The 25,897-nt window shown below is 65.8% G+C and carries 25 protein-coding genes; 15 read left to right on the top strand and 10 right to left on the bottom strand.

What is annotated here, in order from left to right:
- Positions 1 to 17: 17 nt before the first annotated feature.
- Genes ACYQ6W_RS03955 through ACYQ6W_RS03930 form a run of 6 tightly spaced genes read right to left on the bottom strand, consistent with a single transcriptional unit; the run spans position 18 to position 4,980 of the window.
- Positions 18 to 803: an urease accessory protein UreD gene (locus tag ACYQ6W_RS03955; protein ID WP_459673702.1), complete on the bottom strand. Its 786-nt coding sequence runs from the start codon at positions 801 to 803 to the stop codon at positions 18 to 20.
- A 3-nt stretch (positions 804 to 806) separates the two neighbouring features.
- Positions 807 to 1,433 carry an urease accessory protein UreG gene (gene ureG / locus ACYQ6W_RS03950; protein WP_459673701.1) on the bottom strand — a complete coding sequence of 209 codons (627 nt, stop codon included), beginning with the start codon at positions 1,431 to 1,433 and terminating at the stop codon, positions 807 to 809.
- Entirely contained in the window at positions 1,430 to 3,136 is a 1,707-nt protein-coding gene (ureC, locus tag ACYQ6W_RS03945) for an urease subunit alpha (RefSeq protein ID WP_459673700.1), read from the bottom strand. The genes ureG and ureC overlap by 4 nt, the downstream gene beginning before the upstream one ends.
- 3 nt (positions 3,137 to 3,139) lie before the next feature.
- Positions 3,140 to 3,832 carry an urease subunit beta gene (locus tag ACYQ6W_RS03940; protein WP_459673699.1) on the bottom strand — a complete coding sequence of 231 codons (693 nt, stop codon included), beginning with the start codon at positions 3,830 to 3,832 and terminating at the stop codon, positions 3,140 to 3,142.
- A gap of 15 nt (positions 3,833 to 3,847) precedes the next feature.
- Positions 3,848 to 4,528, bottom strand: a complete 681-nt coding sequence (locus ACYQ6W_RS03935) for an urease accessory protein UreF (RefSeq protein ID WP_459673698.1) — start codon at positions 4,526 to 4,528, stop codon at positions 3,848 to 3,850.
- Positions 4,525 to 4,980, bottom strand: a complete 456-nt coding sequence (locus tag ACYQ6W_RS03930) for an urease accessory protein UreE (RefSeq protein ID WP_459673696.1) — start codon at positions 4,978 to 4,980, stop codon at positions 4,525 to 4,527. Before ACYQ6W_RS03930 ends, ACYQ6W_RS03935 begins: the two co-directional genes overlap by 4 nt.
- Before the next feature lie 261 nt (positions 4,981 to 5,241).
- On the opposite strand from ACYQ6W_RS03930, the gene putA reads away from it, so the two are divergent.
- Positions 5,242 to 8,628 (top strand): bifunctional proline dehydrogenase/L-glutamate gamma-semialdehyde dehydrogenase PutA, encoded by a 3,387-nt coding sequence (putA, locus tag ACYQ6W_RS03925; RefSeq protein WP_459673695.1) that lies wholly within the window; start codon positions 5,242 to 5,244, stop codon positions 8,626 to 8,628.
- Positions 8,629 to 8,663: 35 nt separating this feature from the next.
- Here the strand turns inward: putA and ACYQ6W_RS03920 are convergent, their stop codons facing one another.
- Positions 8,664 to 9,854, bottom strand: a complete 1,191-nt coding sequence (locus ACYQ6W_RS03920; RefSeq protein ID WP_459673693.1) for a hypothetical protein — start codon at positions 9,852 to 9,854, stop codon at positions 8,664 to 8,666.
- The gene (locus tag ACYQ6W_RS03915; protein WP_459673692.1) at positions 9,854 to 10,882 is read right to left on the bottom strand and encodes an Ldh family oxidoreductase; all 1,029 of its coding nucleotides are present in this window, start codon (positions 10,880 to 10,882) and stop codon (positions 9,854 to 9,856) included. Before ACYQ6W_RS03915 ends, ACYQ6W_RS03920 begins: the two co-directional genes overlap by 1 nt.
- 223 nt (positions 10,883 to 11,105) lie before the next feature.
- Here ACYQ6W_RS03915 and ACYQ6W_RS03910 point away from each other — a divergent pair, with 223 nt between their 5' ends.
- Positions 11,106 to 11,930, top strand: a complete 825-nt coding sequence (locus ACYQ6W_RS03910) for a glutamine amidotransferase (protein WP_459673691.1) — start codon at positions 11,106 to 11,108, stop codon at positions 11,928 to 11,930.
- Here ACYQ6W_RS03910 and ACYQ6W_RS03905 read toward each other — a convergent pair.
- Positions 11,887 to 12,801 carry a LysR family transcriptional regulator gene (locus ACYQ6W_RS03905; protein WP_459673690.1) on the bottom strand — a complete coding sequence of 305 codons (915 nt, stop codon included), beginning with the start codon at positions 12,799 to 12,801 and terminating at the stop codon, positions 11,887 to 11,889. The genes ACYQ6W_RS03910 and ACYQ6W_RS03905 overlap by 44 nt on opposite strands.
- 106 nt (positions 12,802 to 12,907) lie before the next feature.
- Between ACYQ6W_RS03905 and ACYQ6W_RS03900 the strand changes: the two genes are divergently transcribed.
- The 3 genes from ACYQ6W_RS03900 to ACYQ6W_RS03890 all read left to right on the top strand — a co-directional run bounded on the left by ACYQ6W_RS03900 (position 12,908) and on the right by ACYQ6W_RS03890 (position 15,345).
- A complete protein-coding gene (locus ACYQ6W_RS03900; protein WP_459674045.1) occupies positions 12,908 to 13,906 on the top strand; it encodes an aldo/keto reductase in 999 nt (332 codons plus the stop codon).
- 115 nt (positions 13,907 to 14,021) lie between these two features.
- Positions 14,022 to 14,603: a 2,4'-dihydroxyacetophenone dioxygenase family protein gene (locus ACYQ6W_RS03895; protein WP_459673688.1), complete on the top strand. Its 582-nt coding sequence runs from the start codon at positions 14,022 to 14,024 to the stop codon at positions 14,601 to 14,603.
- Between the two features lie 22 nt (positions 14,604 to 14,625).
- Positions 14,626 to 15,345 (top strand): SDR family NAD(P)-dependent oxidoreductase, encoded by a 720-nt coding sequence (locus ACYQ6W_RS03890; protein ID WP_459673687.1) that lies wholly within the window; start codon positions 14,626 to 14,628, stop codon positions 15,343 to 15,345.
- 68 nt (positions 15,346 to 15,413) lie between these two features.
- On the opposite strand, the gene ACYQ6W_RS03885 is transcribed toward ACYQ6W_RS03890, so the two are convergent.
- Complete coding sequence (locus tag ACYQ6W_RS03885) at positions 15,414 to 16,310, bottom strand: fructose bisphosphate aldolase (RefSeq protein WP_459674044.1); 897 nt, start codon at positions 16,308 to 16,310, stop codon at positions 15,414 to 15,416.
- 386 nt (positions 16,311 to 16,696) lie between these two features.
- Here ACYQ6W_RS03885 and ACYQ6W_RS03880 point away from each other — a divergent pair, with 386 nt between their 5' ends.
- The 10 genes from ACYQ6W_RS03880 (at position 16,697) to ACYQ6W_RS03835 (ending at position 25,888) form a co-directional block, all read left to right on the top strand.
- Entirely contained in the window at positions 16,697 to 17,209 is a 513-nt protein-coding gene (locus tag ACYQ6W_RS03880) for a hypothetical protein (RefSeq protein WP_459673686.1), read from the top strand.
- Positions 17,178 to 17,663 carry a hypothetical protein gene (locus ACYQ6W_RS03875; protein WP_459673685.1) on the top strand — a complete coding sequence of 162 codons (486 nt, stop codon included), beginning with the start codon at positions 17,178 to 17,180 and terminating at the stop codon, positions 17,661 to 17,663. Before ACYQ6W_RS03880 ends, ACYQ6W_RS03875 begins: the two co-directional genes overlap by 32 nt.
- A gap of 316 nt (positions 17,664 to 17,979) precedes the next feature.
- Entirely contained in the window at positions 17,980 to 18,630 is a 651-nt protein-coding gene (dhaL, locus tag ACYQ6W_RS03870) for a dihydroxyacetone kinase subunit DhaL (protein ID WP_459673684.1), read from the top strand.
- Between the two features lie 136 nt (positions 18,631 to 18,766).
- Positions 18,767 to 19,420, top strand: coding sequence for a DUF2291 family protein (locus ACYQ6W_RS03865; protein ID WP_459673683.1), 654 nt, complete (start codon positions 18,767 to 18,769; stop codon positions 19,418 to 19,420).
- 1 nt (position 19,421) lies between these two features.
- On the top strand, positions 19,422 to 20,954 hold the full coding sequence (locus tag ACYQ6W_RS03860) for a sugar ABC transporter ATP-binding protein (protein WP_459673682.1): 1,533 nt from the start codon (positions 19,422 to 19,424) through the stop codon (positions 20,952 to 20,954).
- 25 nt (positions 20,955 to 20,979) lie between these two features.
- Positions 20,980 to 22,074: an ABC transporter permease gene (locus ACYQ6W_RS03855; RefSeq protein ID WP_459673681.1), complete on the top strand. Its 1,095-nt coding sequence runs from the start codon at positions 20,980 to 20,982 to the stop codon at positions 22,072 to 22,074.
- 50 nt (positions 22,075 to 22,124) lie between these two features.
- Entirely contained in the window at positions 22,125 to 23,096 is a 972-nt protein-coding gene (locus ACYQ6W_RS03850) for a substrate-binding domain-containing protein (RefSeq protein WP_459673680.1), read from the top strand.
- A gap of 55 nt (positions 23,097 to 23,151) precedes the next feature.
- Positions 23,152 to 24,870, top strand: a complete 1,719-nt coding sequence (locus tag ACYQ6W_RS03845; RefSeq protein ID WP_459673679.1) for a dihydroxyacetone kinase family protein — start codon at positions 23,152 to 23,154, stop codon at positions 24,868 to 24,870.
- Positions 24,863 to 25,336: a ribose-5-phosphate isomerase gene (locus ACYQ6W_RS03840; RefSeq protein ID WP_459673678.1), complete on the top strand. Its 474-nt coding sequence runs from the start codon at positions 24,863 to 24,865 to the stop codon at positions 25,334 to 25,336. The genes ACYQ6W_RS03845 and ACYQ6W_RS03840 overlap by 8 nt, the downstream gene beginning before the upstream one ends.
- A 282-nt stretch (positions 25,337 to 25,618) precedes the next feature.
- On the top strand, positions 25,619 to 25,888 hold the full coding sequence (locus ACYQ6W_RS03835; protein WP_459673677.1) for an HU family DNA-binding protein: 270 nt from the start codon (positions 25,619 to 25,621) through the stop codon (positions 25,886 to 25,888).
- Positions 25,889 to 25,897: the final 9 nt, after the last annotated feature.

Raw genomic sequence — 25,897 nt, 5'->3', positions numbered from 1 at the left:
AATCACCCGGCGCTTCATCAACCGAAGAGCCGGGTCATCGCCTCGAGCGCCGCGTCCAGCGCGCCGCCGTCAGCGGCCGCGATCGCAATGCCGACCCCGCAGCCACCCGGGAGCGCCGAGGCCGCGGCATAGACCGCGCCCTCGGCCGGCCAGTCCGCCATGATGCGGCGACCGATTGCCTCGGCCTCCGTCTGGGGGGTCCCGAGTAGCCAGAGCTTACCGAAGGCGCCAGCCCCGCCCGCGGCCCCTGGCCGCCCGGCTTCGAGGGTGGCGCGATCGACGGCCATCCGTTCCGCGCTCAGCAACCGTCCATCGGGCGCGCGTATGGTAAGGCGACTTGTGAAGCGCCAGTCGCGGCCGCGCTCCCCCGGCGCATGGGCCAGAAAGCCATCGCGCAGCAGCAGCCGAGCCCCCGGCGCCCAGGTGACGGTGATCTCCTGGGTCAGCGCGGCGCCCGGCAGGAAGACGAGCGGCCGCGCGAGGTAGGCAAAACTGGCACCGCGCGCCACTGCAAGATGGATCGCCTGCCGTGCCTCCTGGCCCTCGGCCATCCGCCGCACCACCGTCGCCGCCGGCTGCACGAGGGCAGCCCGTGCCCCGGCCTCCACCCCGATGCGCTGCGTCAGGCGCTCGCCGCCATAGAGCCCGCCGGAGACGGATTGCAGCACGAGGCACGCAACACCGGCCGCATCCGAAACCGGCGCCGCCGCGTGATAGGGATAGGCGATATGGCGTCGGGTCAGCTGCGTGCGCCCGGCCGTTCCGGGGCCGAAGGTAAGATCGAGCTGGCAGCCGCCGTCCACGCCTCAAGCCTTGTAGAGAACCGCGCCGCAGATGGTATCGGCAACCGCATCCACCCCCGCGCTGATCCGGCAATTGGTCAGCAGCGTGGCACGGCCCCGCCGCACGGCCCGCGCCTCTTCCTCCATCCGCTGCAGATCGACACCGACATAGGGCGCGAGATCGATCTTGTTGACGACAAGAAGATCGGCCTGGATCACGCCGGGTCCGCGCTTGCGGGGGATATCGTCCCCACCCGCCACATCGATCACGAAGATCCAGTAATCGACGAGATCGAGGGAAAAGGTGGAAGCGAGATTGTCGCCGCCACTCTCGATGAGAATGAGATCGAGTGCCGGGAACTGCCGGTCGAGCGCGGCCGCCGCTTCCATGTTCAGCGTCGGATCTTCGCGGATCACCGTATGCGGGCAAGCCCCGGCTTCAACCGCGAGGATGCGTTCCGGCGCCAGGATGCCGGCGCGCCGCAGGCGTTCCGCATCCTCATGCGTCACGAGATCATTGGTGACGACAGCGACCTCCAGACCCCGGGCGAGCAAGACGGGCAAGAGGCATTCGAGCAGCGCGGTCTTGCCGGAACCCACCGGGCCACCGATGCCGACGCGCGCGGCGCCGCGAGTGGTCATCTCCGTCATCGCAGCATATAGCTCCGGTTCAGCGGCACCTCGGTCGCGGCCGCGCAGGCGAGCAGCCGCCCGTCGGCGCGCACCTCGAAGCTTTCCGAGTCCACTTCGATCGTCGGCAGAGCATCGTTCCGCACCATGTCCTTCTTGCCGAGATGACGGACATTGTCGATCTGCGCGAAGGCTTTGGCGAGGCCGAGCTTGCGGTGGCGATCCGCCTCGATGGCCAACCTCGAGACGAAGGTGACGCCAAGCCTGGCAGGCGAGAGGCCCATGCTGCCCCACATCGGCCGCTGGATATTGGGCTCGCTGTCCAGCATGCTGCCATTGCCGTCCCCCGCCGTCGCCCAGACGATGTAGCCGCTCTTCATCACCGCCCGCGGCTTGATGCCGAAGCTCGCGCGCGGCCAGAAGACGAGATCGGCCATGCGGCCCGGCTGGATGCTGCCGACATGCCCGGCGATGCCCGCCGCAATGGCGGGATTGATGGTGAGCTTGGCGATGTAGCGCTTGATCCGTTCGTTATCTGCCGTCGCCGTCGTCTCTTCCGGCAGACGTCCGACACGGCGCTTCATGACGGCCGCTAGCTGCCAGCATTTGGCGACGTTCTCGGCGAGGCGCCCCATGCCCTGGCTGTCCGTCGCGAAGATGGAGATGGCCCCCATATCGTGCAGGAAATCCTCGGCCGCCATGGTCTGCGGCCGCACGCGGGATTCGGCGAAGGCCAGATCCTCCGGCAGGCGCCAGTTCATGGCATGGGCCAGCATGGTCATCGGCAATCCCTCGTTCAGCGCGTAGGGCGTGAAGGGATTGGTCGGATTGGTGGAGGATGGCATCACGTAGGGCTCGCCATTCACCCGAAGCAGGTCGGGGGCATGGCCCCCGCCCGCACCCTCGGTGTGGAACATGTGCAGCGAACGGCCGGCGATGGCGCGCAGCGTATCTTCGCAGAAGCCGAATTCGTTGATCGTGTCGGTATGCAGGCTGACGCCGAAGTCATTGCGGTCGGCCGCGATTAGCACGCCGTCGATTACGGCACCGGAGGCGCCGAAATCCTCGTGGATCTTGACGCCCAGCGCCCCGCCCGAGACGGACTCCTCCACGGCTCCCGGATCGGAACATCCGCGACCGAGAAAGCCGAAGTTGAGCGGCGAAAACTCCGCCGCCTGGATGAGTTGGCCGAGCACGTTGGGGCCGGAGCAGGAGACGTCGAAATAAGGCCCGGGCGACATGCCGATCATCGTCGTCGTACCGCCGGCCAGCGCGTGGTCACTCTGCTGCGGGCACAGGAAGTGCGCATGCGCTTCCACCGCCCCTGCCGTCACGACATAGGCTTCGCCGTGATGCACCGCCGTGTTGGGCCCACACCGCAATGCGGGATCGACACCCTCCATGATGTCCGGATTGCCAGCCTTCCCGATACCTACGATCCGCCCGTCCCGGATGCCAATATCGGCTTTCACGATGCCAGCGACAGCGTCGATGATGGTGGCGTTCTGGATGACGACGTCGAGCGCGCCGGACGCCTGCGTGCCGGTCGTCTGGAATCCTTCGCCGTCGCGCATCACCTTGCCCGCGCCGGTCGTCAGCTCATCGCCATAGCGCGTATAATCGTGCTCGATTTCGGCGATGAGCCCGGTGTCGCCCAACCTGATGCGGTCACCCTTGGTGGGGCCGAAGGTCGCGGCATAGTCGCGGCGGGAGAGGACGGCCATGATCTATACTCCCTTGTAGCCGCGCGCGGTCGCGGCGGCGATGGCCGCTTCCCGCACGGCCGGATCGTCCAGAGGCCCGCGCGTGAGACCCCCTTGCCCCTGCACCACGCGATCACCGGCCATGGCGACCAGAGTCACGTCCCGTCGAATGCCGGGCTCGAAGCGGATGCCGGAGCCGGACGCCACGTCCAACCGGTAGCCGAAAGCAGCCTTGCGGTCGAAATCGAGTGCCGGATTGACTTCGAAGAAGTGGCTATGGCTACGCACCTGAATGTCCCTGTCCCCAGTGTTCAGCACGGAGACGGTCACACGAGCGCGGCCATCGTTCAGGATGATCTCGCCCTCCTCCGTCAGGATCTCACCCGGAATTTCGGCGCCCTCCACCTCCTGCCCGTCGGCGATCGGGCGGAAGACGATGACGAGCTTGGTACCCTCGGGAAAGCTCGCCTCGACCGCAACAAACTCGACCATGCTGGGCACGCCGGGCTCGACATCGGCGACGCAAAGCAGCCGGGTCGCCATGTCGACGATCGCCTCATAGGGCATGCCGCGCCGGGCGGCGAAAAGCATCTCATCGGCGATGAAGGCAACCGCCTCGGGATGAGACAGCCTCACGCCATGGGCGCGCAGCCGCCTTGCATGTTCGGCCGCCATGAAGATCGTCAGCCGTTCCATCTCGGTGGGCGTGAGGTTCATCGCAGACCGGCCTCCCTAATTGGCGAAAAGCTGCTGCGGCTGCAGCGGGTGACGCATCATGGCGATATCGGCGCAGGGCGTGAAACTGCCGACTTCATCCAGTTGTGGCATCGGGGCTTCGAGCAACGCTGAGAGATGCGGACGCAAGGCTTGCAGGGCGCTTTGCGAATCCTGGGCGCTGATCAGGCCAAGGCGGATCGCAGCCGAGCCCAGAGCCTGAGCCGTGCCATGCGCTGCAACGCCGAGTGTGTGCCGCAGTTCCAGGCCAGCGCCGGACAGCACCAGCCCCTGCACGATGGGGAGATGACCGGGCGCCTCGCCCCCGATCACCCTTGCCCGGTAGGCAGACGCCCCCGGCGTACCGAGCCTGGCATGGCTGCCGAGAAGAGCGGCACCCGCACGGCGAGAGCCCGTTCGCGCCGCAGCCGGCAGGGTATGCGCCTCGGCCAGATCGTCCAGTCCCAGAAGAGCGGCGGCATCACCTGCCGCCGCATGCGCAGCCGCGATGAGCGGCCGGTCGAACCGCGCCCAGCGGCCTTCCATCTGGCCGAGCAGAAAGGACGGCCAGTCGCCGCGCGCGAGCCGCCCATCCGCCATGAGGCTTTCGACGCCCCAAGAGAAGGCGAAAGCGCCTCCAGGGAACTGCCCGTCGGCGAATTGCAGCGCAGCCAGCAGACAAAAGGCCTCTCCCGTCATGGCAGGATGCGGACCTTGCCTTGGGCTTCCAGCTCCCTTAACCGCGCGACATAGGTCTCGCGCGGCCCATCCAGTGCGACGAGCAAAAGCCCATCGGCAAAGCGCACCCGCCAGTGCAGATTGCCGGCGTGATAGCCGAGTTCCAGCGCGCCATCGCCCAGGGGCTCCAGCTGCAGCCAGTCCTGCGCACCGACATGCAGAAGGATGGCGCGCATTTCGGAGAGATGCAGCACGGCGCCGTCGAAGAGGGGCGTTTCGCGCGGCAGGGACAAGAAACATGCTGTGCCGAGATCGGTTTCCGCATGGAAGCGCCGCCGTGGCAGATCGGCCGGGGGAATGACCAGCCGCTCGATCCGGCCGCCGTCATGACCGAGATGATGCAGCCGCGCCGCCATATCCGGCGCGTCTGCGCGGCCCAGAATGCTCTCGATCAGCAGCGGCGCATCGGCCATGCCATTGTCCTGTTCACATCTTCACCCTGCTTAACAAACGTTTCACGCAACTTCTACATCGCATCGCTTTCCGCGACCGTTCAGCCGCTCCATCGCCAAGTCGGGGCGCGCCGCGAGTGCTCGGAACGCATGATCGAGCGTCCCGCGCGTCGGCCATGCTACTCTATGCAAAGACCAGGGGACGCCCCGCCTGCACGCGCAGCACATTGCCCGGCGCATGCGAGACACCGCGTCATCCTCCGGAGAAAGGTCGATCCGCCCATGTCGCCTCGCGGTTCCATTTTTGGCACGCCTCTTCCCTCGCCCGACGCCTTGCGTGCACGGCTGCGTGCCCAGAGCCGTGCGCCAGAACAAGCCTGTGTCACCGCGCTCCTGCCGGACGCGCGGCTGAGCGACGCGGAAGCGCCGTTGGCGGAAGCGACCGCCCGCCGCCTGGTGATGGCGCTACGCCAGCAAAAGCCGGCGAGCCCACTCCTCTCACTCATGCACGAATATGACCTGTCGACCACCGAGGGACTGATGCTGATGCGTCTCGCGGAGGCACTGTTGCGCATCCCCGATGGCCCGACGGCCGATGCGCTCATCCGTGACACGCTGCTCAGCGGTGATTGGCGCAGCCATCTCGGCCGTCCTTCGATGGCCGTGAATGCTGCGAGCTTCGGTCTTGACCTCACCGCGCGCCTGCTGCGCCATGGAAGCGGCGGCGGACCCGTCGCCCGAAGCCGCGACACTCTCATCCGCCAGGTGATGACCCACCTGATCGGCCGTATGGGCGAAATCTTCGTGTGTGGCGAGACGATCGACAGTGCCCTCCGAGCGGCAAAACGCCTGGAGCCGGCGGGCTTTCGCTTCTCCTTCGACATGCTGGGGGAAGCCGCGCTGACGGCCGCCGACGCCGACCGCTATTTCAGGGACTACGAGACAGCCATCCGCGCCATAGGGGCGGCCGCGACGGGCCGTGGCATCCATGCTGGCCCAGGCATCTCCATCAAGCTTTCGGCCCTGCATCCGCGGTATGCCCTCGCTCAGCGGCGTCGGGTGATGGCCGAGCTGCTGCCGCGCCTCGGCGCACTGGTGGAACAGGCGCGCGCGGCTGACATCGGCGTCAGCATCGACGCCGAAGAGAGCGAGCGGCTGGATCTGTCGCTCGATCTTCTGGAAGCGCTCTGCTGCGATCCGCGCTTTACGGGCTGGAACGGTATCGGCTTCGTGGTGCAGGCCTACCAGAAGCGCGCATCCTTCGTGTTGGACTGGATCATCCAGCTTGCCCGCACGACTGGCCATCGTCTCATGCTGCGGCTGGTGAAAGGCGCCTATTGGGATAGCGAGATCAAGCGTGCTCAGCAGGAAGGCCAGGCGGATTATCCCGTCTTCACCCGCAAGACCCATACCGACCTGTCCTACCTTGCCTGCGCCCGCAAGCTGCTTGCCGCGCCCGATGCGGTCTTTCCACAATTCGCGACCCATAATGCGCAGACCCTCGCCGCCATCGGCGCCATGGCAGGATCAGCTCCTGATGATGGGGCGATGGAATTCCAGTGCCTCTACGGCATGGGCGAGCAGCTCTATCGCACGGCCTTCATGCAGGGCTTGGCCCCCGCCTGCCGCATCTACGCGCCCGTCGGCACGCACGAGACGCTGCTCGCCTATCTCGTGCGCCGGCTGCTTGAAAACGGCGCCAACGGCTCCTTCGTGCACCGGCTGCAGGATCCTTCGATACCCGTGGAAGCGTTGACACGGGAACCGGCGGAGGAGGTTCTCACCAAAGCCGATCCGGGCGCGCCGCATCCGGGTATTCCGCTGCCGCGGGACCTCTACGGCGCAGGTCGTGCGAATTCCCGAGGCCTCGACTTGGCAGACGTCACGACGTTGAGCGCTCTCGACGCCGCTTTTCAGGCCATGCGGCTGCCACCCATGCCGGATGCCGAGGCGACGGTAACGATCCGCAATCCCGCCGATCACGCCGACATCCTTGGCAGAGTCCATTTCATGACGCCGGCTGCCGTTTCGGCGACCGTTGCGCGCGCACAGGCTGCGGCGGATGCGTGGGCCGCGCGGCCCACGGCGACACGCTCGGCCCTGCTGCGGACCGCCGCCGATCATTTCGAGACAGCCCTGCCGCAGCTGCTGCCGCTGATCATCCGCGAGGCCGGTAAGACGCTCGGCAATGCCGTCGGCGAGGTGCGGGAGGCCGTGGATTTCCTGCGCTACTATGCGGCACGCGCAGAGGCGCCGGAGACTGCCGGCCACCGGCTCGGCCCCGTCGCCTGCATCAGCCCCTGGAACTTTCCGCTTGCCATCTTCACGGGCCAGGTGGCCGCAGCCCTGGTGACCGGCAATGCCGTTCTCGCCAAACCGGCCGAAGAGACGCCGCTGACGGCCGCAGCCGTCGTCGCTTTACTGCATGAGGCCGGCATCCCCCCCGATGTGTTACAGCTCGTGCCAGGGGCCGGCGATGTGGGTGCGGCGCTCGTCGCCGATCCGCGCATCCGCGGCGTCGTCTTCACCGGCTCAGGCGCCGTCGCCAAGCAGATCGAGCGGACCCTCGCCAAGCGCCTGAACCCGGATGGACGGCCAGTGCCCCTAATTGCCGAGACCGGCGGTCTCAACGCCATGGTCGTCGATTCCTCAGCCTTGCCGGAACAGGTTGTAGCCGACGTCATCGCATCCGCCTTCGATAGTGCGGGCCAACGCTGTTCCGCTTTGCGTCTGCTGTGCCTGCAGAAAGACGTCGCGGACCAGCTGCTCCCCATGCTGCGTGGCGCGATGGCCGAGCTTGCGGTGGGTGACCCCTGGCAGCTGGCCACCGACATTGGGCCCGTCATCTCCGCCGCAGCGCAAGAGGACATCGAGGCCTATGTGGCCCAAATGAGGGCCGCAGGTTTCGTCGTAGAACGCGCAACCAAAGGGCCCACCTGCGGAACCTTCGTTTCCCCCACGCTCATCCGGATCAGCCAAGTTGCTGATCTGCGACGCGAAGTCTTCGGGCCCGTGCTGCATGTGATGACCTACGAGGAGCCGCAGCGGGATGCGCTGGTAGCTGCCATCAACGCCACAGGCTTTGCATTGACCGCCGGTGTCCAATCCAGGGTCGACCGCCGGGTTGAGGAGATGGTGGCAGCGCTCGCAGCCGGCAACGTCTACGTCAACCGCAATATCATCGGAGCCACCGTGGGCGTTCAGCCCTTCGGTGGCCACGGGCTCTCAGGCACCGGCCCCAAGGCTGGCGGTCCACTCTATTTGAGGCGCTTCCTGGCCGTGGCGCCACCGCTGGCTCTGCCGCCAACCCAAAGATTGCCCGGGCCTGCCGGCGAGGAGAACCGCTATCTGCTTCAGCCGCGCCGCCGCCTGCTTTGCGCCGCACCGGATGATGCGGGGCACGAAGCCCAAAGGGCATCCGCTCGCGCGCATGGGGTTGCGGTGACTCTTTCGGAGGATGACGGCTTCGACGCCGTGCTCTTTACCGGCGACGCAGCCCGCCTAGCGGCGCTGCTCGACCGCCTCGCCGCGCGGGACGGCGCCATCCGCCCCGTCTTCGTAGCAGACAGCGAAGGACGCTACCCGCTGGAAGCCTTCGTGATGGAACGGGCCGTCAGCATCAATACGGCTGCCGCCGGTGGGTCGGTCGAATTGCTGAGACAAGCATGACGGCCCGGGATCAAAGCATTGCGCGGTCCTCAGCGTCACAACGCTGCACCCGCTTGCCGCACCCAGTCGAGCCGCGAAGAAGGGATCAGGCCGTAATTGTAGAAGTTCACGCCCGTCGCGCCCGCTTCCGCCGCAGCTTTTACGCGTGCCTCCAACTGGCCACTGGACGAGACTTCGGGATAGAAGACCCGCAAGGCCGTGCCGAGATAGCGGTCGGGCCCCAGCAAATGGCGCGCCTCCGCCGTCTGGCGGGTTATCGCTGGCACGTCGATGTCATAGGCACAGAGGATCAGCCCGTCACACACTGAGCGCAATCCTGCCAAGTCAATCCCGCCGAGCCAGCCCGCCGCGAGGTCGATGACATAGACCGCGGAATCAGGGTGCGCTGACTGGCGCACCGCCGCGATCAGGCTCATCACCGGCACCTGGCGCCACAGGAGGAAGGCGTGCAAGGCGGGCCATGGCGCAAAAGCGCTCAGCCCGTCCGTCAGGAGTGTCGGCAAGCGTGGAGACGGAACGGCCTGATCGAAGCTCTCCCGCAGCCAGATGCGTGCCGTCTCCGCCGCAGCCTCGACATCGACACCCGCCTGCGCGGCTCCGGCACGGCAGTGCGGACAGAAGCAGAGCGACAGTAGAAGATCGTCCTCCGCCGAGAGGCCGACCCCATCCTTCTCGTGATGCAGCCCATGCGCATAACCCATGAAGCCGATGGTTTCGAGCTCCACGGCGTCGACCCGGCAGCCATCGGTCAGATCCTCGACCAAGGTGCAGACATAGCGTCGGGCATCCGGGTTGGCCGGGCACAGCGCGTAGGAGTAGCGCTCGCCAAAAACGCTGACGGTCGCGACGTCCGGATAGGCGTCGCCTAGGCGGGTGTTGTGCAGACACACCGTCCAGGCGCCGACGGCGAGACCGGTCTCGTCGCTCATCCGCCGCATCGTGCGCAGCACGTCCTCTTGGGCGACGAGCGAGGAGACTTTCGGTTGCAGGCGGCTCTTTTCCCAACGCGCGCTGTCGGGACGAAAATAGAGCGTGCCGTCTTCCGGACTATAGGTGGTGCGGCGGGGGCTGCGCGGCTGCAGGAAGCGGCCGGCATGGTAGCTTGCAGCCAGGCTGATGCGGTTGAGGCCGGCGCGGTCCCGGAGTTCGGTGGCCACCGCCGCGGCACCGATATCCTGCACGTCCCAAGGGTAAGTCCAGATCGAGCGCACTGACCGGTCGGGCATCAGACGAACCCCAGCAGGCGCGCGGTATCGGGATCAACAGGAATGCCGTCGCGCGCACGGGCCTCGGCGACGCGCCATTCCCGATCGCCTGGCGCCATCGGCGCCGCACCACCCACGCGGGGCGGCACGCTACGCAAGGCGTCGAGATAGCGCCGCATGCCATCGGCCATCACGCTGGCCCCCCCGAAGCGCTCAGGGTCGATCGCGAGGAAGAAATGGCCGAGATTGGGCGGCCGCGGCTCAGGGCTCACGCCGAGCGAGACCATCTCGTGATCCAGGCTGGCGCCCGTGAGAATGGCCGAAAGCAGCGTCGCGAGGCCGGCGAGGGCCGCGCCCTTGAAGCCGTAATCGGTGCCGCCCATCGGCATCAGCATCGTCGCTTCATGCGGGTCCCGCACCGGCAGGCCGGCCTCATTGGCAGCAATAGCCTCTGGCAGCGGCTGGCCCAGCGACCGGTAGAGCAGCACGCGATTGAAGGGAATGGCGGAGGTTGCCATGTCCATCAGCCAGGGCTTGTCACCTGGAACGGGAGCCGCGACCGCGAAGGGGTTGGTGCCGTGGAACGGCGCGGCACTGCCGAAAAGGGCGACCAGGCTTTCCGCGTTGGTGGTGGCGAGGCCGATCATGCCGGCTTCGGCGGCCGCGAGTGCATAGGCGCCGGCTGCACCGAAATGCGTGGACCCGGTCGCCCCGACTGCACCGATCCCAGCCTCGCGCGCAATGGCGACGGCCGCTTCCATGGCGCGATAGCTCGTGTGGTGGCCGAGGCCGCCGTCTCCGTCCAGCATGGCCGTGGCCGCGGCTGTGCGCCGGAGCGTCACCTGCGGCCGACCATTGATCTCGCCACTCCGCAACGACCCATCGTAGTAGCCGACGAGACGCACGCCGTGACTATCCACGCCATGCAGCGAGGCGTGCATGAGGGCACGCACCGCAGATTCGGCGGAGGCGGCGTCGGCCCCTGCCTCCTGCAGCTTTTGCCGGACCCGCGCTTCCAACACTGGCGCTGCGACGATCACCGATGCCATGCACATCCCTCTCACGCGGGCGAGCGGCGGGTGCCGTCGCCCCGGACGATGCAGGAGTGCGTGAAGCCCTCGTCTGCCATCCCGAATGCTTTTTTGGCCATCCTCCGGCGCTTGCACAAGGGGCCGGGCCGGAAGCGGCGCAGATCAAGGTCCAAAAGCGCTGACCGCGAAGCGGCGCCCAGTTGACAAAGAGCGCAAGATGGTCTGCTCGTGGAACGATTAAGTGAGCGAGGAACGTGGCGTGACGAAGACGAAGGTGCTGCTGGTCGGCGAAAGCTGGGTCACCTCGGCTACCCATTCCAAGGGCTTCGATCAGTTCGGCAGTGTCACCTTTCATCTCGGCGCGGAACCGCTCGTTACTGCGCTGCGAGACAGCATCTTTGACCTGACCTATATGCCCTCTCATCAAGCGGCCGAGGGCTTTCCCTTCGACGCGGCCGGCCTTGCCGCCTACCAAGTCATTCTTCTCTCCGACATCGGCGCCAATACCCTGCTGCTGCCGCCGAGCGTCTGGCTGCACGGCCGCCCAATTCCGAACCGTCTCAAACTCATCCGCGACTGGACGGCCGCCGGCGGCGGGCTCGCCATGATCGGCGGCTATATGAGCTTCCAGGGAATCGACGGCCGTGCGCGCTGGCGCCGGACGCCGGTGGAGGAGGCGCTGCCGGTGACCTGCCTGCCCTATGATGATCGCATCGAGGTGCCGGAAGGGTTCCGCCCGGACATCCTGGCGCCTGGTCATCCTATCCTCCGGGGCATCACAGGAGACTGGCCGCTTCTGCTGGGCGCGAACGAGGTGGAGGTGCGGCCGGGAGCCGAAGTCCTGGCCCGCCTGCCCGCCGAGCAAGGTGGCTTCCCTCTGCTCGTCACCGGCCACCATGGCCGCGGTCGCACTGCGGCCTGGACCTCGGACGTCGGGCCTCATTGGGTGCCCAACCAGTTCCTTGCCTGGCCGGGCTACGCCACACTGTGGCGCAATCTGCTTAGCTGGCTGGCCGCCCCCCTCACGGCGGCCGCTCCTCCCATTGCCGCCGCATCAGCCCAATGAGCTGACGCAAGGCCGGATGGCTCTGCCGTCGGCTCGGGTAATAGAGGCAGAAGCCTGCGCCGGGAGAGGCCCAATTCGGTAGGACGAGGTCCAGCTGCCCCGCCCGCAGTTCCCCCGTGATCAGGGCTTCCAGCACATAGCCGATGCCGAGATGCGCGCGCATCGCGGAAAGCATCGTCTCGGTGTCGTTGAAGGTCAGGGTTCCGGGCACCTCGAGGCGCAGCATCTCCGCGCCCTCTCCCAGTTCCCAGCGATAGACCGCGTTGTTGCCGAGGAGGAGCTTGAGGCACTGGTGCCGGCGGAGATCGGCGGGTGCGGCGGGCCGCCCATGCCGCTCCAGGTAACCCGGGCTCGCCGCGAGGACCCAACGCAGCGGTGGAGTCAATACAACGCCAACCATGTCCTGCGGCACCGCATCGGCGAAGCGAATGCCGGCATCGAAGCCTTCCGCCACGATGTCCACCGGGCGGTTCTCCACGCTGACGGTAAGCCGCGTCTCCGGGAAGCGAGCGGCGAAGAGAGGCAGCACCGGCTGGAGCAGGAGCCGCGCACCACCGGCTGAGACGTTAAGACGGAGCGGGCCGAGGGCGGCGGCCTGATCCGCCGCCGCACGCTCCAAGGCTTCGGCAATCGTCTCGAAGCCCTGTTCCAGCCGCTGGGCGAGCTCCCATCCGGTAACGGTGGGCGAGACCGACCGGCTTGTGCGATTCAGCAGTTTGACCTGCAGTGCGGTCTCCAACCGCCGCAAGGCATGGCTGACGGCCGACGGGGTGACACCCAGTTCAATCGCCGCGCGGCCGAACCCTCGATGGCGAACCACCGTGGTGAAGACGTTGAGGTCCGCCAGGGTCGCGCGCGACAGCAGAGGCATGGATGAACATCAATCAACGGTGCAGTGAACCACGCACACTATAGTACATCTAGGTCGGCACAAGAACCGCTTATATCCAGGGTGCACTCCCACGAGACGGAAGGACATACCTTTGGAAACCATCGAGATTGGGCGCAGCGGCGTCAGAACCTCCCGGATCGGCTTGGGCACCTGGGCGATCGGGGGCTGGATGTGGGGCGGATCGGACGAACGCGAGGCGATCGCGACGATCCGCTCCGCCATCGAACGGGGCGTAACGCTCATCGATACCGCGCCCGTCTACGGGTTCGGCCATTCCGAAGAGATCGTCGGCCGGGCACTGGCCGAGGGCGGTTTGCGCCAGAAGGCGCAGATCGCGACCAAGCTGGGCCTCGCTTGGAAAGATGGGAAGGTCTTCCGGGATTCCCGCAGGGGCCGCATCGCGCAAGAGATCGAGGATAGTCTGCGTCGGCTGCAGACAGATGTAATCGACCTGTACCAGGTGCACTGGCCGGATTTCGAAACGCCGTTTGACGAGACTGCGGAAACGCTACGAAAACTGCAGGAACAGGGAAAGATCCGGGCCATCGGGGTGAGCAACTTCTCCCCCGAACAGATGGAGACCTTCTCCGAATTCGTGCGGCTGGACGCCGATCAGCCGCCCTACAATCTCTTCGAGCGCGGGATCGAGGCCGATGTGCTGCCCTATGCCACCGCAAAAGGATTGACCGTTCTCAGCTACGGCGCCTTGTGCCGCGGCCTTCTCAGCGGGCGGATCACCGCCGAGACGCGCTTCGAAGGGGATGACCTCCGGCGCAACGATCCGAAATTCCAGCCCGACACGCTGCCGGACTATGTGGCGGCGGTGCGCGCCCTCGATAGCTTGGCGCGGGACCGCTTCGGCAAGACGGTGCTGTCGCTCGCGGTGCGATGGGTGCTCGACCAAGGCCCGACCATTGCCCTTTGGGGTGCGCGGCGGCCGGCGCAGTTGGATGCGATCGCCGAGGTCGACGGGTGGAGGCTCGATGCGGAGACTCAAGCCGAAATCGACCGGATTTTGGACAGCACGGTGCCGGCCCCGATCGGTCCCGAGTTCATGGCGCCCCCGACCCGCCGCCCTGCGTAATCCTCCGAACGGAGCGGCGCCGCCGGGGCGCTGCTTCGCTCGCGTAGGCGTGCGCGCACCCGCGTTGACAGCAGTGCGGCCCCCACGCGAGCATCGTGCCAAGGGGAAACGCCGAATGACGGACTCAGCACATCAAGACCGCGGCCGTTCGGACGAGGACGCGCTACGTCATTCTGCGGCCGAGGGCGAGCGGCTGCGCAGGATGCCCTATCAAAAGCCGCAGCCCGCCGGCATGGTGCCCGATCTTCTGGTCGCGCCTGCCATCCCGGAAGACGAGCGCGTCTGGGTGCCCCAGGCGGAGCAGGTCTCCTTCAGGCCGCTCTGCCTCAACCGATCGGCCGGCTACTGGATGAACCTGCTGCGGGTGCGCAAATCGGGGGTACTGAGCCGCCATCGGCACCCTGGCCCCGTCCATGCCTTCGTGCTCAAGGGTAGTTGGCGCTATCTGGAACATGATTGGGTGGCGACCGAAGGGTCCTATGCCTTCGAACCGCCGGGAGAGATCCACACGCTCGTCGTAGACGAGGGCGTGGATGAAATGATCACCTACTTCCAGGTCAACGGCTGCATGTATTACGTCGACCCCTGGGGCAACCATACCGGCTACGAAGACGTCTTCACCAAGATCGAGATGTGCCGCGCCCATTACGCGGCAGTCGGGCTCGGCGCCGAATATGTCGAGCAGTTCATCCGTTAAGCAAAGACCAATGGCTTCGCCCATGACCTTTCAGACCGGCCTCTTCCAGGGCAAGGTCGCGCTCGTCACGGGCGGTACGACAGGAATTGGCGCCGCGATTGTGGCCTGTCTTACCGAACTCGGCGCCACCGTGACGGCCGCGGGATTGGAGCTTGGAGAGGGGCCTGCGCCTCCACAGGTCTCGCTGCGGCATCTCGACGTCACAGACGGTGCCGCGGTGAACACTCTGGTGCAGGGCTTCGACAGGCTCGACATCCTCGTCAATTGCGCGGGCATCATTCGCCGGGGCGAGGAACATCGACCTGAGATCTTCGAACAGGTTATCGACGTCAACCTTACCGGGACGATGCGCGTCTGCACCGCAGCACGGGTGAAGCTGGCGGAAGCACACGGATGCATCGTCAACACCGCTTCGATGTTGAGCTACTTCGGCGGCGCCTTGGCGCCCGGCTATGCCGCAAGCAAGGGCGGCGTGGCACAGCTCACCAAATCCCTGGCTCTTGCTTATGCGGCGGAGGGGATTCGCGTGAATGCGGTGGCCCCCGGCTGGATCGCAACGCCGCTGACCCAGGCGCTGCAGGACGATCCAGCCCGGGCGCAGCCTATTCTGGAGCGCACGCCCCTCGGCCGATGGGGCGCACCGAAAGACGTGGCTGAGACGGTCGCCTTTCTTTGTAGCCCTGCGGCAGGCTTCATGACCGGCGTGATCCTGCCGGTAGACGGTGGCTATCTGGTCGCCTGACCGGATATCTTGGATCCGGACACAAAAAGGGGGCGAAAGCCCCCTTCTCGTCCCTACGACATCCGGGCTCAGGCCTTCTGTGTCGAGGCCTTGTAGATCTTGTCGATGGATTCGCCGATGGCCGCGTTGAACTCGGCATCGCTCATGGACTTAGTGAGCCCCTCGGTCAAAGCGCGGGAGAAGCTCGCGATCATGCCGTGGTTCTTAGCCAGGCGCTTGCAGGCCTCATCCTGGGAATACCCGCCGGATAGGGCGACGACCCGCTCAACCTTCGGGTGCGAGACCAACGGCTGATAGAAATCCGGCACGCTCGGGATCGTCAGCTTGAGCATGACCTGTTCACCCGCCGGCAACGCTTCCAGCGCCTTGAGAATTTCGGCGCGAAGCAGTTCCTCTGCGCCCGGCTTGTCCGGGCTCTTGATCAGCACTTCCGGCTCGATGATCGGCATCAGGCCATGACGAGAGATCTGAGCCGCAATTTCGAACTGCTGCTGCACGATGGCCGCAATCCCCGTGGGCGAGGGCAGATGGATCGTCGACCGCATCTTGGTGCCGTAGACGCCAAGCTCTGCGGCACGATCGAGCAGTGCATCCAGGCCGGGCATCGGCTTCATCAGGCTCACCCCGTCGGCCTCAGCCTCCAGCCCCTTGTCCACCTTCAGAAAGGGGACCACGCCGCGATCTTCCCACAGGAAAGAGGGGACCGGCTTGCCCTCGGCCTCCCCATCCATGGTCTTCTCGAAGAGGATGGCACCGATCACCTTGTCCCCGGTAAAGGCCGGAGCGGACATGATGCGCACACGCATCTCATGCATGAGCTGGAACATTTCGGCATCACCGCTATAGGCGGTCTCGGGAATGCCATATTGGCGAAGCGCCCCTGGCGTCGATCCTCCACTTTGATCGAGGGCGGCAATGAAGCCCCCCTTCTGCGCCATCTGCGACTTCATTTTGTCATTGGCCATGGTCATATCCTTGCCAGCGGTACGTGAGAACCGAACGCCAGTGCCTGTGCTCATTTTCTGCGAGCGCGAAGGAGTTTTGGCATGGGCTTCCGGCCAAAGCAATTGGCCGGAAGAGGCGCCACATTGGCTGCACTCTGGTCTATGGGGTGGGCCTACCTTTTCCAGGAATCCATGCCTCCCACTCGCCTATTAATTGAAATTCATTCTCATTTGCATCCATTGACCGCACCGAACCAGAGACATAGGATGCGATTGAAACTCGTTCGCATGTATAAGCCCCGCATCGCGCGGACTGGTGAAGGAGAAATGGCCGATGATCGGCTGTCTTACCCCCTCCGTTCCTCATTGGGACCACCGACCCAGCGTCGGCGGCTCCGCGAGACGTGATGATGCGTGACCCGGCGGATACCTCGAGCCGCCCCGAACAGCTTGCCCTGTGGGCGATCAGGCGGCTGCGCCAGCGGCGTCCTTCACCCTTCGCACAGACCCCCGGACGTGAAACAGCCTGGGGGCGCGGTGATTTCGAGGCGCCTCTCCGCTGCCTGCGCCATGCCGACGCCATGGTGCGGGCCCAGCGGGGCGCCGGCTTGGATCTCGCGAACCCCGGCCATCTCGGTATCACCACCGAGGAGCGGATTCTTGTGCGCGCAACTTCGGCGGCGCAGGCCAGTGACGCTTCGCGTGTGGCGATGGAACTGTCGCGCCTCGACGCCCACCACGCGGCGCGCGATTGCATCAGCGACGCCGTCACGCTGCTCGGCGCAGTGCTTGCGGCGGCCGGCCACTGGCTGCCTCCACCCTGGCCAGAGGCGCATCCCTCGCCCGCCCCCTTCTTGGATCATCCCTCCCAACAGGAAAGACACGCCCATGGGTTTCGGAACTCTGGCCAGTCGTTGTGACGATCTTCCGGCTCTGGATCACGCTCTGCTCTGGACGATGCGCGCCTGGGTCTTGGGTCAATGCCGCAAGCAGGACACGGTGCCGCAGATCAGCCAGGTCTTCCACAGCCTCGGCGCGCCCGAGGGCACCCGACAGCTGGATCGCTTCATGCAGGCTCTCGCCTATGGCGCGCGGCGCAACCTCGCGGTTCATTGCGTGTGCAACCCGCAGGTGAGCGCCGACGAAGCCTGCCTGCTCGCTGTTCTGCGTTTGCAACAGCAGGAGCGCCACGAGGAAGCCTTCGACATGCTGGCGACTCTCACTGTGGAGTTCGCCACGATCGCAGGCTGCGACAGCGCCAACCGCCTGGTGATCGCCCTTGCGGAGAGCGGCCAGTTCTTTTCCTCGGCCGAGCTCAGGGCGAGCCTGTGGCGCTGCACAGCGGTCGACGCTGGCCTCCATCGCCTCCACTGATCCCATGGCGCCGCTTAGCGGCGCACATCGGCTCATTGTGCAGAGCAAAAATTCAGGCTGTCGCTCCCAAGAACGCCCAAGCACATCGCTTAGGTTTCCATATGCCGCGCCAAAGATTGCGGCGTGGAGGGTGATTCCGGCTCTTACGCCCCACTGATGCCCTCCGCCTTCACCGTAGACAAGGCGCACTTGCTGCGCATGTGCTCCGTATGGTTGACATTTGCGCAGCATATGGCAAAATGCCAATCAATCAATGCGGTAAGGTTCGGAGGACGCCCATGGGTCAGCAACATCACGCACGCCGGGAACTCGGTCTGTGAAAACCAGCGTGACACAGGCCGAGGCGGCCCCGATCCTCTTCGATCTCGTCGAAGTGATCGTTCGCGAACAGGGGCGGCTGAGCGAGATCGACGGCCAGACCGGCGACGGCGATCATGGCGTGAACATGGGCAAGGGTTTCCGGCTCGCAGGTGAGAAACTGCGCGCGAAAGGCGAGTTTTCCTTTGCCGAAGGCCTGAACATTCTGGGTGACACGTTGCTGAGCGACATCGGCGGCTCCATGGGTCCGCTCTATGGCACGTTCTTCACGGATATGGCCGAGGTGATCGAGACCCGTGCCGAAATCGACGCCGCTGCGTTCTCGCAGATGATGACAGCGGGCCTCGCCGCCGTCCAAGGCCTCGGCGAAGCGAAGCCCGGCGATAAGACTTTGGTCGACGTACTCGTACCGGCGCAAACCGCCTTCGAAAAGGCCCAAAGCGAGGGCCGCAGCTTCGCGGACTCCTTGGCGGCCCTCAGCACCGCTTCTGCCGCCGGCCTCGAGGCGACGCGGGACATGATCGCGAAGGTCGGACGGGCGAGCCGCCTCGGCGAACGCTCGCGCGGCACGCTCGATGCCGGCGCCTGCTCTTGCGACATGATCCTGCAGGCGATCGCGCGTGGACTGACGACGCGTCTCGCGGCCTGAGCAGGGCGACACGGCGGGCAGCCGAACCGCCCGCGCCTCATAGACTGGGACGGACGACCAGGTTCCCGCCGATGACCGGCGCGCGCTGCAAGGCGCGCGCGCGTAAGCCAAGACTATTGAGAGGAAACCTGTTGCCATGAGCGCCAAGACCGCTCCCTCCTCCACCCACCGCCCCGCCGTTCGCACCCCTCTTCTGGCGGGTGGCGCCGCCGTCATTCTGATCGTCGCCATGGCCTTCAACGTGAAGGTGGTGAAGCTCGGATCGGAAGCGGCCGCACCTCCGGGCGCCTTCGACCCAGTGGCCTACGGGAAGACGACCTTTCCGAAACTCCAGTCGGAGATCGAGAAGCGGGCAGTGGATGCGGCAACGCTCGCGACGGCGATCGCACAGAACGCGGATGATGCCGCCAAGAAGTACGGCGTCCCGGGGACGATCGGGACCGAATATTCCGTCAAGTTCACCGGCGTCGCCGGCAAGGAGACCTTCGGCGTCTATTACGTGACCATTCCGGGTGTACCGAACAACGTGATTGTGCGCGTGCAGATGGGCCCAGCCATCAACGGCACGGCGGTGCGTGACGCGACCGGCACCGTGACCTTCGGCCAGTTCACCAATCAGATCGACTATCAGAACGCCGGTTCCGCGCTCAACAACGAGATCAAGAAGCAGGTGCTCGCCAAGATCGACACCAAGACCCTGACCGGAAAGACGATCAGCGTGGTCGGCGCATTCCAGTACGTGGTGCCGAACAGCTGGCTCATCACGCCGGTCCAGGTCGAGGTGAAATAGCATGAGCGGAGATGCCCGCGCTGCGGACGAGGTCGTTCTGTCTGCCCGGAACGTCGTCAAATCCTACGGTAACACGCATGCGCTGAAGGGAGTGAACTTCGACATCCATCGCGGGCGCGTCACGACGCTCTTCGGCGAGAACGGGGCCGGAAAATCCACGCTGATGAAAATTCTGTCGGGCATCGTGAACCCGACCTCAGGGAAGATTTGGCTGGATGGCGAAGAAGTCCGCTTCGTGGACACGAATGACGCGCGGGCGCGCGGCATTTCCATCATCCACCAGGAGCTGAGCCTCGCACCCAATCTCAGTGTACGCGACAATATCTTCATGGGCCGCGAGATCATGACCCCAACCGGGGTGGATTTCGCCGAAGAAGCGCGCCAGGCGCGCGCCCTCATGGAAGAGCTGGAAGAAGATATCGACCCGCTGACCCTGGTCGAGGAGTTGAGGCTCGGGCAGCAGCAGATCGTGGAGATCGCCCGCGCGCTGTCGGTGAACTCCCGCATCCTCATCATGGATGAACCGACCTCCGCCCTCAGCGCGACAGAGGTCGAGGTGCTGTTCAAGGTCATCCGCGACCTCACCAGCCGGGGTGTCTCCATCGTCTATATCTCCCACCACCTCGAAGAGGCGCTGCAGATCACCGATTTTGCGGTGGTGCTTCGCGATGGGAACATCACGGCGACGGCAGAGCGGAAGGACATCGATCTCGAATGGATCGTCCGCAACATGGTGGGTGAAAATTTCGATCTTGGCTCGCCTCCCGATGGCTACGCCTTTGGTGACGTCGCCCTCTCGATCAACGATCTCAGCGTCGCCGGTTTGACCGGTGATGGCAGCCTCGTCGTCGACCACCTGTCGCTCGACGTGCGGGCAGGCGAGATCGTCTGCATCTATGGGCTGATGGGCGCCGGGCGGACCGAATTGCTGGAATGCGCGGCAGGTCGGGTGCCGCCGGCGAGCGGGCAGGTTCTGCTCAAGGGCCAGGACGTCTCGCACCTCACCATCGCCCAGCGGATCGAGGCCGGCCTCGCCCTGGTGCCGGAGGACCGGCAGCGAGACGGGCTGGTACAGACCATGAGCGTCGGCGAAAATCTGTCGCTGGCCAGTATCACGCGCTTCGTGCGCGGCCTCTTCCTGTCGACCGGCTTGGAGCGGACGCTCATCCAGAATTCGATCAAGGCCGTGACGGTGAAGACCTCGGGCGGCGATGCCGCTATCGGCTCTCTCTCCGGCGGCAATCAGCAGAAGGTCGTCATCGGCAAGATGCTGGCGACCGACCCCGACGTCATCATGCTGGACGAGCCAAGCCGCGGCATCGATATCGGAGCGAAAGCCGAGGTCTTCCGCCTGCTTGCGGAACGCGCCAAAGCCGGCCTCGCCGTCGTCTATTCCACCTCCGAAGTTGGCGAATGCCTCAGCATCGCGCACCGCATCATCGTCATGAGCCGCGGGCGTATCGCTGCCGAATTCGACTCCACCGTCTCCAAGGAAGAAATCATGGCCGCCTCCGGCGAAGCCGTGGTCGCCTGATCGCAGAGAAGCAGCGGAACTCACCATGACACAGTCCAGCCAGACGCTTCAGCGCAGTCGCTCCGGTCTCTTTGCCGATGGCTTCGATCTCGGGCAGATTCTGCTCAAGGGCCGCGCCTTCTTTGCGCTGATCGCCATCATCATCGTCTTCTCCTTCCTGTCGCCCTACTACTTCTCGGTCGGCAACTTCCTGACGATGGCCTCGCACGTCGCGATCTACGCCATTCTTGCCCTCGGCATGCTGCTCGTCATCCTGAACGGGGGGATCGACCTGTCGGTGGGCTCCACCCTCGGCCTTTCGGGCATCGTCGCTGGCTTTCTGATGCAGGGCGTCACCCTGCACTTCCTCGGTGTGAAGCTGTTTCCTGCCGTCTGGGTCGTCGTCGTCGTCGCCTGCGCTATGGGCGCTTTCGTGGGGCTGGTGAACGGCGTGCTCATCGCGCGCTTCAAGGTGCCGGCCTTCGTGGCGACCCTCGGCGTCATGTATGTCGTCCGCGGTATCGCGCTGCTCATCACCAACGGCCTCACCTACAACAATCTCAGCGGCGAAGCCGATCTCGGCAATACGGGCTTCAACTGGCTGGGCTTCAACCGGCTTGGCGGCGTGCCCATCGGCGTGCTGGTGATGATCGTGCTCGCGATCATCGGCAGCCTGATCCTCAACCGCACGGCCTTCGGCCGCTGGCTCTATGCCTCGGGCGGCAATGAGCGTGCCGCCGAACTGTCCGGCGTGCCCACCAAGCGCGTGCAGATCTCCGTCTATGTGCTGTCGGGCTTCTGCGCCGCCATCGCAGGCCTCATCCTGTCCTCGCAGCTGACGTCTGCGGGCCCGACGGCTGGCACCTCCTACGAACTGACGGCGATCGCCGCCGTCGTGATCGGCGGCGCGGCATTGACCGGCGGGCGCGGCAATATTCGCGGCACCCTGCTCGGCGCCTTCGTCATCGGCTTCCTGTCCGACGGTCTCGTGATCATCGGCATCTCCTCCTATTGGCAAACGGTCTTCACCGGAGGGGTCATCGTCCTCGCGGTGTTGCTGAATGCCGTCCAATACCGGCGCCGCGCCAAGCCCGCGGCCGCCGGCGGCTCCACGTCTCAGCCTGCCGCCAAGGCCGGCTGAGGCACTGGCTCTTGCGTCGTTCCATCCTTCAACGAAAAGAGGAAACCTCTATGTCCAAGTTGACCAAGGCCCTGATGGCGAGCGCTTTCGCGCTGACGGCGCCGGTTCTCGCCGGCACGATGCTGGCGCCGACGGCGGCCCATGCCGCAGGCGGCCTGATGTCCATCATCGTCAACGATCCGGCGAACCCCTACTGGCTCACCGAAGGCCAGGTGGCCGCCGCCGAAGCCGAGAAGCTGGGCTACAAGGCCGCGGTCTCTGCCTCCAAAGGTGACACCAATACCGAGAGCAACCTGATCGACACCGCCATCACCAACAAGTCGGTGGCCATCATCCTCGATCCGGCCAATGCATCGGGCTCCATCGGTGCCGTAAAGAAGGCGGTTGCCGCTGGCATTCCCGTCTTCCTCGTCAATGCTGAAATCAACCAGCAGGGTCTGGCGAAGGCACAGCTCGTGTCGAACAACGCGCAAGGTGCGGCTCTCGGTGCCCAGGAATGGGTGAAGGACGTTGGCCAGCAGGGCAATTATGCCGAACTGCTCGGCGCCCCCTCCGACAACAATGCCGCCACCCGCTCCAATGGCTATGAAACGGTGCTGAGCCAGTATCCGGGCCTCGTGAAGGTCGCTTCCCAGGTCGCGAACTGGGACCGCACCCAGGGCCATGACAAGATGCAGAGCATGCTGCAGGCCCATCCGGACATCATCGGCGTGATCAGCGGCAATGACGAGATGGCGCTGGGCGCCATCGCGGCGCTCAAGGAAGCCGGCAAGCTCGACAAGATCAAGGTCGGCGGCTTCGACGGTTCGCCGGATGCGGTGGCCGCCATCAAGGCCGGGGAGATGCAGTACACGGTGCTCCAGCCGGTCGCCATCTTCTCGAAGAAGGCGGTGGACGAGGCGGATAGCTTCATCAAGACCGGCAAGACGGGTGCCACCGCCGAGAAGCAGCTCTTCGACTGCATCCTCATCACCAAGGCGAATGTGGATGATTTCGTCGCACCTTTCACGCTGAAGCAGTGACGGTCGCGGGAGGCGCCTCGCGGCGCCTCCCTTCGTCATACGGGTTGGACATGCCATGACCCATCTTTTCGACGACCCTGAAGATTTCGCGGCCCGGGCTCTGCACGGCTTCTGCGAGGTGCATGCACGCCTGGTGCGGCCAACGCCAGGCGGGGTGCTGCGAGCCTCCGCCACGCCCAAGGGCAAGGTCGCCCTGGTCATCGGCGGCGGTAGTGGCCACTACCCCGCCTTTGCCGGCTATGTCGGGCCCGGCTTCGCCGATGCCGCCGTGGCGGGCGACGTGTTTGCCTCCCCCTCCACCCGGCTGGTGCATGACGTCGCCGCTCGCGCCGAGCGCGGTGCCGGTGTGCTGCTCGGCTACGGCAACTATGCCGGTGACGTTCTGAATTTCGGCGCGGCGGCAGAGCGGCTGCGCAGTCGCGGGATCGACGCGCGCACCCTCGCCGTTACCGATGATGTGGCAAGCGCGTCGGTCGAGGAAGCTGGCAAGCGCCGCGGCGTCGCCGGTGACGTCGCCGTCTTCAAGATCGCGGGTGCCGCAGCCGAGGCTGGTCTCGACCTCGATACGGTGGAAGCCGTCGCGCGCCGCGCCAATGACCGCACACGCTCCTTCGGCGTCGCTTTCGGTGGCTGCACCCTGCCCGGTGTAAGTGCGCCACTCTTTACCGTGCCCACGGGCCAAATGGCGATCGGCCTCGGCATTCATGGCGAACCCGGCATCGCCGAACAGCCCATCGTGACCGCCGCTGAACTCGCGCGCATTTTGGTCGATCGGTTGCTGGCGGAAGCGCCTGTCGGCGGGGGCTCGCGCGTCGCTGCCATCCTCAACGGCCTCGGCAGCACCAAGCAGGAGGAGCTCTTCGTCCTCTGGGCCTCGGTCTCGGCGGCTCTGCGCGCCGCAGGCTGCACGATCGTGGCACCCCTCGTCGGCGAATACGTGACCAGCCTTGACATGGAAGGTTGCTCCCTCACCCTAACCTGGCTGGACGAGGAGTTGGAGCGCTTCTGGTGCGCCCCCTGCGATACGGTGGCCTTCAGCCGCGGGACGATCGAAGCAGGGCCCGTGGCTCAGAACGCCGCGGCCGAGGAAGAGCCGACGGCCACCTTCACTCCGGGCAGCCCCGCCTCGCAGGCTATCGGGCAACGTATCGCCGAGGCCTTCACCGCGCTCGCCCATGCCCTCAAGGAAGCGGAAGCCGAACTCGGCCGTATCGATGCGGAAGCCGGGGACGGCGACCACGGCCAGGGCATGGCCCGCGGCTCGGCTGCCGCGGCAGAGGCGGCTCGTGCCGCCGCCGAGGCGGGAGCCGGCGCGGCAAGCGTGCTCGCGGCCGCCGGAAGCGCCTGGGCCGATCGTGCCGGCGGCACCTCAGGCGCGATCTGGGGCCTTGGCCTTGCCGCCGCCAGCCGCCAGTTGGGCGACGAGACCGCACCCGATGCCGCAGCTCTCGGCCGTGCGGCCGAACAGGCCTTGCAGGCCGTGCAGTCGCTCGGGGGTGCCAAGCCCGGGGACAAGACGCTCGTCGACGCTTTTCATCCCTTCGTCACCTGCCTTTGTGCGGCTTTGGCGCAGGGCACCCCAGTTGCCGTGGCCTGGGCACAAGCCGCGGAGGCCGCGACCCGCGGTGCCGAGGAGACGGCGGCGCTGCTACCGCGCCTCGGCCGTGCGCGGCCGCTCGCCGAACGGAGCCGGGGCCATCGCGATGCCGGCGCCGTCTCCTTCGCGCTCTGCAGCCGCGTCGTCATGAAACAGATTGGAGAGACCGATGTCTGACACACCCTTCACCATCGTCCTTGGATGCGATGACGCCGGCATCCGATTCCGTGACGCGCTCGGCGCCGACCTGCGCAAGGATCCCCGCGTCGCCGCGGTCATCGACGTCGGCGTCGCCCATAACGAAACGACCGCCTATCCGCATATCGCGGTCACGGCTGCCCGGATGGTTCAGGAAGGCAAGGCCGACCGCGCTCTGCTGATCTGTGGCACGGGCCTCGGCGTCGCCATCAGCGCCAACAAGGTGCCCGGCATCCGCGCCGTGACGGCACACGACGTCTACTCCGTCCAGCGGGCAGTTCTGAGCAACAACGCCCAAGTGCTGTGCCTGGGGGAACGGGTGATCGGCCTTGAGCTCGCCCGTGCTCTGGTCAAGGAATGGCTTGCACACCGGTTCGACGAGACCTCCGCCTCCGCGGCAAAGGTTGCCGCCATTTCGGACTACGAGGCCGAAGCCGGCCGCTGACGCGCGGCCGTCGATCTCCACCCCGCCTCCGCTGGAGGCGGGGTTTTTTATTGTTTTAGCAAATTGATCCTGCCTTGCCGGTGAAACCCTCCCGAGGGCTCGCCGCATCGGACGGGTGTGCCGTAGCACCGCATCCGGTTGAGGGGCGACAACCGGCCCAGCCGCCCTCAGTTTTCCTCAGACCGGTTTTGCAGGGTAAGTGTCTTGAGACTCGCCGACGGGGCTTGCGAAGACTGAGAATCTGCATTACGGGCGGCGTCCATTGAACCCAGGACACGAGTTATGAGCAAAGCTTTCCTTGCCTCCGTTCTTCAGGAATCCCTCGACTGCACGGGCGTCGCCGCGAACCGCGCCGCGACCGCCCTGGTCGATGCCATCGTGCATCAGCTGAAGACGACGGGTGGCTTCACCCTCCCGTCCTTTGGCACCTTCACGGTGAAGAAGACGAAGGCCCGCAAGGCTCTGAACCCGCGCACCGGTGAGCCGGTGAAGGTGAAGGCCGGCAAGACCGTCCGCTTCAAGGCGAGCCCCTCGCTCAAGAAGGACGTCTGATCCGTTTCA

It is taken from the genome of Acidisoma sp. 7E03 (assembly GCF_054665075.1).
Note: the sequence above shows the minus strand (reverse complement) of the source record. Positions and strands in the feature narration are given on the sequence as shown.

Bases quoted from the DNA above. Each gene is read 5' to 3' on its own strand.
- putA (WP_459673695.1), top strand. From the start codon at position 5,242: ATGTCGCCTCGCGGTTCCATTTTTGGCACGCCTCTTCCCTCGCCCGAC.
- ACYQ6W_RS03850 (WP_459673680.1), top strand. From the start codon at position 22,125: ATGTCCAAGTTGACCAAGGCCCTGATGGCGAGCGCTTTCGCGCTGACG.
- ACYQ6W_RS03860 (WP_459673682.1), top strand. From the start codon at position 19,422: ATGAGCGGAGATGCCCGCGCTGCGGACGAGGTCGTTCTGTCTGCCCGG.
- ACYQ6W_RS03865 (WP_459673683.1), top strand. From the start codon at position 18,767: ATGAGCGCCAAGACCGCTCCCTCCTCCACCCACCGCCCCGCCGTTCGC.
- ACYQ6W_RS03940 (WP_459673699.1), bottom strand. From the start codon at position 3,832: ATGAACCTCACGCCCACCGAGATGGAACGGCTGACGATCTTCATGGCG.
- ACYQ6W_RS03920 (WP_459673693.1), bottom strand. From the start codon at position 9,854: ATGCCCGACCGGTCAGTGCGCTCGATCTGGACTTACCCTTGGGACGTG.
- ACYQ6W_RS03880 (WP_459673686.1), top strand. From the start codon at position 16,697: ATGATGCGTGACCCGGCGGATACCTCGAGCCGCCCCGAACAGCTTGCC.
- ACYQ6W_RS03935 (WP_459673698.1), bottom strand. From the start codon at position 4,528: ATGACGGGAGAGGCCTTTTGTCTGCTGGCTGCGCTGCAATTCGCCGAC.
- ACYQ6W_RS03835 (WP_459673677.1), top strand. From the start codon at position 25,619: ATGAGCAAAGCTTTCCTTGCCTCCGTTCTTCAGGAATCCCTCGACTGC.
- ACYQ6W_RS03895 (WP_459673688.1), top strand. From the start codon at position 14,022: ATGACGGACTCAGCACATCAAGACCGCGGCCGTTCGGACGAGGACGCG.
- ACYQ6W_RS03890 (WP_459673687.1), top strand. From the start codon at position 14,626: ATGACCTTTCAGACCGGCCTCTTCCAGGGCAAGGTCGCGCTCGTCACG.
- ACYQ6W_RS03855 (WP_459673681.1), top strand. From the start codon at position 20,980: ATGACACAGTCCAGCCAGACGCTTCAGCGCAGTCGCTCCGGTCTCTTT.
- ureC (WP_459673700.1), bottom strand. From the start codon at position 3,136: ATGGCCGTCCTCTCCCGCCGCGACTATGCCGCGACCTTCGGCCCCACC.
- ACYQ6W_RS03885 (WP_459674044.1), bottom strand. From the start codon at position 16,310: ATGGCCAATGACAAAATGAAGTCGCAGATGGCGCAGAAGGGGGGCTTC.
- ACYQ6W_RS03930 (WP_459673696.1), bottom strand. From the start codon at position 4,980: ATGGCCGATGCGCCGCTGCTGATCGAGAGCATTCTGGGCCGCGCAGAC.
- ACYQ6W_RS03875 (WP_459673685.1), top strand. From the start codon at position 17,178: ATGGGTTTCGGAACTCTGGCCAGTCGTTGTGACGATCTTCCGGCTCTG.
- ACYQ6W_RS03905 (WP_459673690.1), bottom strand. From the start codon at position 12,801: ATGCCTCTGCTGTCGCGCGCGACCCTGGCGGACCTCAACGTCTTCACC.
- ACYQ6W_RS03915 (WP_459673692.1), bottom strand. From the start codon at position 10,882: ATGGCATCGGTGATCGTCGCAGCGCCAGTGTTGGAAGCGCGGGTCCGG.
- ureG (WP_459673701.1), bottom strand. From the start codon at position 1,433: ATGACGGAGATGACCACTCGCGGCGCCGCGCGCGTCGGCATCGGTGGC.
- ACYQ6W_RS03845 (WP_459673679.1), top strand. From the start codon at position 23,152: ATGACCCATCTTTTCGACGACCCTGAAGATTTCGCGGCCCGGGCTCTG.
- ACYQ6W_RS03840 (WP_459673678.1), top strand. From the start codon at position 24,863: ATGTCTGACACACCCTTCACCATCGTCCTTGGATGCGATGACGCCGGC.